Genomic DNA, 6,684 nt, shown 5'->3' on the forward strand with positions numbered 1-6,684 from the left:
AAAAAGGCCAGCATGAGCCGGCCTTTAAGGGTTATTTACCAATACAGAAAGAGGTGAAGATACGGCCGAGTAGGTCATCGGAGCTGAACTCACCCGTAATCTCATTAAGGTGTTGCTGCGTTATACGCAGCTCCTCTGCCAAGATTTCACCTGCCATATAGCCTTCTAACTGTTGCTGACCAATATCTAGGTGCTCAGATGCGCGTTCTAGGGCATCTAAGTGGCGACGACGTGCCATGAAGCCACCTTCATTGCCACCCGCAAAGCCCATGCAATCTTTTAAATGATTACGCAGTGCATCAACGCCTTGCCCAGTCTTTGCTGATAGTCGAATCAGAGTTGGATCATTAACATGGCAAATTCCGAGATCTTCACCTGTTTGATCGGCTTTGTTACGAATCACAGTCATTCCGATATTATTCGGCAGACGATCAACGAAATCGGGCCAGATATCTTTCGGGTCGGTTGCATCGGTAGTGGTGCCATCGACCATAAATAAAACGCGATCGGCTTGAGTAATTTCTTCCCAAGCGCGTTCAATACCGATTTTTTCGACTTCATCCGAGGCTTCACGCAGGCCTGCGGTATCAATAATGTGCAGTGGCATACCATCAATATGGATATGTTCACGCAGTACATCACGGGTGGTACCAGCAATATCAGTCACAATCGCGGAGTCTTTACCCGATAATGCATTCAGTAAGCTCGACTTACCGGCATTAGGACGACCTGCAATCACCACCTTCATGCCTTCACGCATAATTGCACCTTGATTGGCTTCTTGGCGAACCGCTTCAAGATTGTCGATGATAGCTTGTAAGTCAGCACTTACTTTACCGTCAGCAAGGAAATCAATCTCTTCTTCTGGGAAGTCGATAGCGGCTTCAACATAGATGCGTAAGTGAATCAGAGAGTCCACCAGCGTATTAATGCGTTTTGAGAACTCACCTTGCAGCGATTGCAGGGCTGATTTCGCCGCTTCTTCTGAACTGGCATCAATGAGGTCGGCAATCGCTTCTGCTTGGGTTAGATCCATCTTATCGTTCAAGAAGGCACGCTCCGAGAACTCACCTGGGCGTGCTGCGCGTAGCCCTGGAATCGCAAGGATGCGTTTGATGAGCATATCCATTACCACAGGACCACCGTGGCCTTGTAGCTCTAATACGTCTTCGCCAGTAAACGAGTGCGGGTTAGGAAAGTAAAGCGCGATACCTTGGTCTAGCTCTAAACCATCGTGAGATTTAAAAGGGGTGTACTCAGCGTAACGTGGTTTCAGTACTTTGCCGGTAACTTCAAGCGCAACTTGGGCTGCTTGTGGGCCTGAAACGCGAATAATACCGACGCCGCCACGGCCGGGTGCAGTCGCTTGAGCAACAATCGTATCTGTAGTCATAGTTGTGCCTGCTAGCATGTGAAAGCCAAAAAGGGGCGCTCACGATTAATCAATTAGCTGAATTGTAATCAGCTAAAAACAAAAAGGCGACCTTTTGGTCGCCTTTCTTTATCTCTTTCTATTATCGAACTTACTTAGAATGTAAGCCTTTCTTTTCCAGCGCGCGGTAGATAAGCGTTTGCTGAATCAGAGTTACGATGTTCGATACTAGCCAGTATAGAACTAGACCTGAAGGGAAGAACAGGAAGAAGAATGTGAACATAACCGGCATAAAGGTCATGATCTTCTGCTGCATTGGATCCGTTACAGTTGTCGGGCTCATCTTCTGGATTAGGAACATTGAAGCACCCATCAGAAGTGGCAAGATGTAGTATGGGTCTTGTGCAGAAAGGTCAGTAATCCAACCGAAGAACGGTGAGTGACGCAGTTCAACAGACTCCATTAGTGCCCAGTATAGCGAAATGAAGATAGGCATTTGCAGAAGGATAGGTAAACAGCCACCTAGTGGGTTTACTTTCTCTTTCTTGTAAAGCTCCATCATTTCTTGGCTCATGCGTTGGCGGTCGTCGCCAATACGCTCACGCATTGCAGTCAGCTTAGGCTGAAGCATACGCATTTTCGCCATAGACGTGTACTGAGCTTTCGTTAGTGGGTACATAGCACCACGAACGATGAAAGTTAGACAGATGATTGCCAGACCCCAGTTCACAACGATGCCTTGAATGAATGAAAGCAGAGTATGAAGTGGTTTAGCAATGAACCATAACCAACCGTAGTCAACTACTAGGTCTAGGTTTGGTGCAACAGCAGCCATTTGGTCTTGAAGTTTAGGACCAACCCAAAGCGTTGCTTTGAAGCTTGCTTCGTCGCCAGTAGCAATGGTTTTGTTCGGCATGCGAACACCGATGTCGCCAAGGTTACCAATGACACGAGTGTAAAGGTTGCTGCCTGCTTCGTCGCGTGGAATCCAAGCACTTGCAAAGTAGTGCTGAATCATCGCTGCCCAACCTTGACCGTTTGCTAGGTTAAGAGACAGGTTGCGATCTTGCATATCGTCGAAGCTGTATTTTTTGTAACGCGTATCTTCCGTAGAGTAAGCACCACCACGGTAAGTTGGCATTGTTAGGCTACCACCGTCATCCATAACGTTTTGACGTAGGTGAGCGTACATGCCGAATGTTGCGTTATTGCCAGAGTTGTTGATTACATCGTATTCAACGTCAATCGCGTAGCTTCCGCGTTTAAGTACGAATGTTTTTGTGTAATCAAGGCCGTTCGCTTGGTAAGTCATTGGGATGCGTAGTTCATCCTGACCATCAGCAAGCGTGAAGCTGTCTGCTGAAACTGTATAGCTTGGGCGGTTTGTGCTGCTTAAATCGATACCTTGAGGACCCACTAGACCGCTTTGAGCGATAAATTGGTGACCAGGTTCGTTTTTAAGAAGAACAAAAGTGTCTTCAGAATCGAACTCAGCAGAGTAATCGTTTAGGTTTGCTTTAACGACATCACCACCAACCGTATCAATTGACAGAGTCAGTACATCAGTTGTTACTGTGATAGTTTTAGCAGAAGAAGAAACTTGACCAGGAGCCGGGTCTAGATCATCTGCATAAGATGGCGCTGGTAGGGTGCTGCCAGATTGTGCCTGCTCAACCGCTTGTGGTGCTGGATTCTGAGCTACGTTCCATTGTTGGAACAGTAGGAAAGAAACCAAAGCCAATGCGATTAACAGGATATTACGTTGAGAATCCATCGTTATTTATCTCTGTCTTGTTTTTGGACTGGTGGAACGGGGTCAAAGCCCCCTTCGTTCAAAGGATGGCATTTTAATAGACGTTTGCCTGATAACCAACACCCTTTTACAAAACCGTGAGCTTTCAACGCTTCTATCGCATATAAAGAGCAGGTTGGAGTAAATCGGCAGCGTGGGCCGATGAGTGGACTAATAAACCATCTATAAAAATAGATGGGTATTAGCGCTATCCACGCGAAGGGCGAGACAGGCGAAGCCATAATTTGTCGAGTAGCTTGAACATTTCTTCATTGCTTAAATCTTGCGCGCTCTTCTTAGCGATTACAACAAAATCTTTGTTAGGAAGTTTGTGTTGAGTGTTACGAAAGCTTTCACGAGTAAGACGCTTGAATCGATTACGACCCACGGCGGTTTTAATCTGCTTTTTCGGAACGGCTAATCCAAGACGAGGATTTGAAAGAGAGTTATTTCGGGCAATGATGGTGAAATGAGGGGAGCCAGCTCGATGAGCTTGCTTGAAGACATTTTGATAATGTTCGGGAGTTAACAAGCGTAACTCCCGACCGAAGGCTAGCTTATTCAAAATAATCAAAGATTACTTAGAAAGACGCTTACGGCCTTTTGCACGACGTGCATTGATTGTTGCGCGACCGTTCTTAGTAGCCATGCGAGCACGGAAACCGTGAGTACGCTTACGCTTTAGAACTGTAGGTTGAAAAGTGCGTTTCATTTGTAATTACCTTACTGATCAGTAGTTTTAGGTTTTTGTTAAACCCGGCGTGGGCATTTTTTCTCTTCTTTATATAAGAAAGGAAAACCGACGCCTCTCAACAAAGAGGCGGAATTGTAATCACTGTCACAAAAAGTGTCAATGATTGGGTTAACTAAAATTCCGGTCGGGGGATTATACGTAGAATAACTAAAATCACAAGGATCCTTAGTCGATCCCAACCTTATTTAAGAATTTTTTTAATTTAGGATCCTGTGGATTACCAAAAATATCCTGTGGAGATCCCTGCTCAACAATATGGCCGTCAGCCATGAAGATCACTCGGTCTGCGACCTCTCTAGCGAACTGCATTTCATGGGTAACCACCAGCATGGTTTGATGCTGATTTGCCAGTTTTTTCATTAGGTTAAGAACTTCGCCAACCCACTCAGGATCGAGCGCTGAAGTCGGCTCATCAAACAGTAAAAGCTCGGGTTGTAGTGCCATTGCACGGCCAATACCCACCCGTTGTTGCTGGCCACCAGAGAGCGCGGCTGGGTAGCTCTCACCTTTGTCTCCCAAGCCAATATCATCAAGTATTTGTTGTGCTTTTTCATGGGCTTGCTGCTTTTTCCAACCACGAACGGTAATTAAACCTTCAGCAATATTCTGTCTCGCGGTTTGGTGAGCGAACAGGGCATAGTTTTGGAACACAAAACCGGTCTTACGACGCAGTGCCAGCACCTCTGCTTTGGTGTGTTTCTGAGCATCGACATTAATATCATCAATCGAAATAGTGCCTTGATCGGCTTGCTCTAGAAAGTTCACACAACGCAGTAAAGTAGATTTACCAGTCCCACTTGAACCTATGATGACAATTATCTCACCTTGCTTGATTTCTAGGTCGATCCCTTTCAAAACTTCGGTGTCACCAAACTGCTTGTGGATATTTTGTAATTTGATCATCGTACATACGCCTTATTCAGTTTCACTTCGGCCCAAATTTGAATACGAGTGAGGATAACTACCACGCCCCAGTAAATCAGCGCGACCGCTAAGAAAGCCTCGAAGAAGCGGAAACTAGAAGAAGCCTCCATCTGAGCTTTAGCCATGATTTCGGCGACACCTAGGGTGAAGGCTAGTGAAGTCGACTTGATCATGTCGATGAAGTAGTTCATCAATGATGGCAGTGCCACGCGAGTTGCTTGCGGTAAGATCACTCGGCGCATCGCTTGGCTGGTTGTCATACCGACCGAAAGGCTAGCTTCCATCTGGCTGCGATCAATACCGATAATCGCGGCACGAATACTTTCTGCCATATACGCGGCAAAGTGCAGGGTTAAGCCAATCACAGCGGCGCTGAAGGCATCTAACCCAACCATCCACGGGAAGACTTGTGGTAAGCCGTAATAAAGGAGAAACAGCTGTACCAACAGTGGTGTGCCTCGGAAGAAGCTAATGTAAAGCTGGCTCAGTTGGTCGAGTACTGGGATTTTGAATACACGAATATTCGCCAGTATCAGAGACAGGATCAGAGCAAAGAACAAGCCCCAAGTCGCCATCTCCATCGTGGTGCCTAAATACTTTAGTAGTATCGGCAACAGCTCTAGCATGTAATTAAAGTCAAATCCCATAATCTATCTCGTATTTTTATTGGAAGTGTTGTTCTATATGTAAGTACTGTTCTATCAGGTTTTTTAATCAGTGCACAAAAGCAAAAAGCCCACCGCTGTATAAAGCAGTGGGCCTTGAGTGGAGAAAGTGAGCAATTACTTCTGAGTAATGTCCGCACCAAACCATTTCTGAGAGATACTTTCTAGCGTACCATCTGCGCGCATTGCTGCTAATGCTTCATTTACTTCTGCTTGCAGTTTTTTGCCGTTATCGTTGTCCACGAAAGGCCAAGCGTTTTCAATGGTTTCGAATGGCTGACCCGCTAGTTGTAATGGTAGACCAGTCTTCTTGATAAGCTCTAATGCTGATAGGCGATCCATTACGAATGCATCTGCACGACCCAATGCGACATCATGTTCAATACCTGTATCGTAGGTTTTCACATTGATCTTGCCACCTTTGTCGTAGCTGCGAAGCAGTTGTTCAAAGTTTGAGCCTAGGTTTACCGCAACCGTCTTACCATCTAGGTCTTCGATACCTTTAATGCTGTCATTACCTTTACGAACGGTAATTTGTGCGCCGTCTACTACGTATGGGTCTGCGAATAGGTATTTCGCTTTACGTGCATCTGTCATTGTAATTTGGTTTGAAATAGTATCGATGCGACCCGTTTCAAGAAGACCAAACAGACCAGAGAAGTTTGCCGTTACGTATTCAACCTTGTAATCGTTACGCTTACCGATCTCATCCCATAAATCTACTTCAAAACCTTGTAGCTGGTCTTGCTTAACGAACGTAAACGGGAAGTAGCGACCAGACATGCCGACTTTAACTTCAGTCGCAGCTTGAACAGTAGCAGCAGAGAGTGCGATAGCCGCAATTGCAGCCTTAATCCAGTTATTCATTTGGTAACTCCTTATATTTATAGGGTTGGATGTTACTGGGAAAATGCTCAATAGAATAAATAACCAGATGTTATTAACCATAACCAGATTGAATTCCCAATTTGGGGATAACTAGCAAGGATCCGGGCATAAGTGGATCATTGTGTGAGTAAATTAGGGGCAAGATGTGTGGATCCACCGATTAATTACAAATTTATTGTGAATAACTTGGATCTTATTCACTGGATCTGTGATCAATTGCTGGTGATCTGACTTATCAACAGGTAAAATTAGCAGTCATTTCATATTACTTAAATAGAGTGGGGGCACC

Annotated in this window: 8 protein-coding genes; all 8 read right to left on the minus strand. The window is 45.3% G+C overall.

All coding sequences use genetic code 11. The annotated features are described in order from the left end of the window. Positions 1-31: 31 nt before the first annotated feature. Complete coding sequence (gene mnmE, locus OC193_RS15700) at positions 32-1,393, minus strand: tRNA uridine-5-carboxymethylaminomethyl(34) synthesis GTPase MnmE (RefSeq protein WP_048657844.1); 1,362 nt, start codon at positions 1,391-1,393, stop codon at positions 32-34. Between the two features lie 130 nt (positions 1,394-1,523). Then, positions 1,524-3,146 carry a membrane protein insertase YidC gene (gene yidC / locus OC193_RS15705; protein WP_048657814.1) on the minus strand — a complete coding sequence of 541 codons (1,623 nt, stop codon included), beginning with the start codon at positions 3,144-3,146 and terminating at the stop codon, positions 1,524-1,526. A gap of 2 nt (positions 3,147-3,148) precedes the next feature. Next, positions 3,149-3,406 carry a membrane protein insertion efficiency factor YidD gene (gene yidD / locus OC193_RS15710; RefSeq protein WP_004735802.1) on the minus strand — a complete coding sequence of 86 codons (258 nt, stop codon included), beginning with the start codon at positions 3,404-3,406 and terminating at the stop codon, positions 3,149-3,151. Continuing rightward, positions 3,373-3,696 carry a ribonuclease P protein component gene (gene rnpA, locus OC193_RS15715; RefSeq protein WP_017055478.1) on the minus strand — a complete coding sequence of 108 codons (324 nt, stop codon included), beginning with the start codon at positions 3,694-3,696 and terminating at the stop codon, positions 3,373-3,375. Before rnpA ends, yidD begins: the two co-directional genes overlap by 34 nt. Before the next feature lie 45 nt (positions 3,697-3,741). After that, positions 3,742-3,876 carry a 50S ribosomal protein L34 gene (gene rpmH, locus OC193_RS15720; RefSeq protein ID WP_004735800.1) on the minus strand — a complete coding sequence of 45 codons (135 nt, stop codon included), beginning with the start codon at positions 3,874-3,876 and terminating at the stop codon, positions 3,742-3,744. A gap of 207 nt (positions 3,877-4,083) precedes the next feature. After that, a complete protein-coding gene (locus OC193_RS15725; RefSeq protein WP_048657813.1) occupies positions 4,084-4,821 on the minus strand; it encodes an amino acid ABC transporter ATP-binding protein in 738 nt (245 codons plus the stop codon). Continuing rightward, the gene (locus tag OC193_RS15730) at positions 4,818-5,489 is read right to left on the minus strand and encodes an amino acid ABC transporter permease (RefSeq protein WP_009848134.1); all 672 of its coding nucleotides are present in this window, start codon (positions 5,487-5,489) and stop codon (positions 4,818-4,820) included. Before OC193_RS15730 ends, OC193_RS15725 begins: the two co-directional genes overlap by 4 nt. A 135-nt stretch (positions 5,490-5,624) precedes the next feature. Next, positions 5,625-6,374, minus strand: a complete 750-nt coding sequence (locus tag OC193_RS15735; protein WP_048662697.1) for an amino acid ABC transporter substrate-binding protein — start codon at positions 6,372-6,374, stop codon at positions 5,625-5,627. Positions 6,375-6,684 lie beyond the last annotated feature (310 nt).

Origin of the sequence: Vibrio crassostreae (assembly GCF_024347415.1) — a bacterium.
Taxonomy (GTDB): Bacteria; Pseudomonadota; Gammaproteobacteria; order Enterobacterales; family Vibrionaceae; genus Vibrio; species Vibrio crassostreae.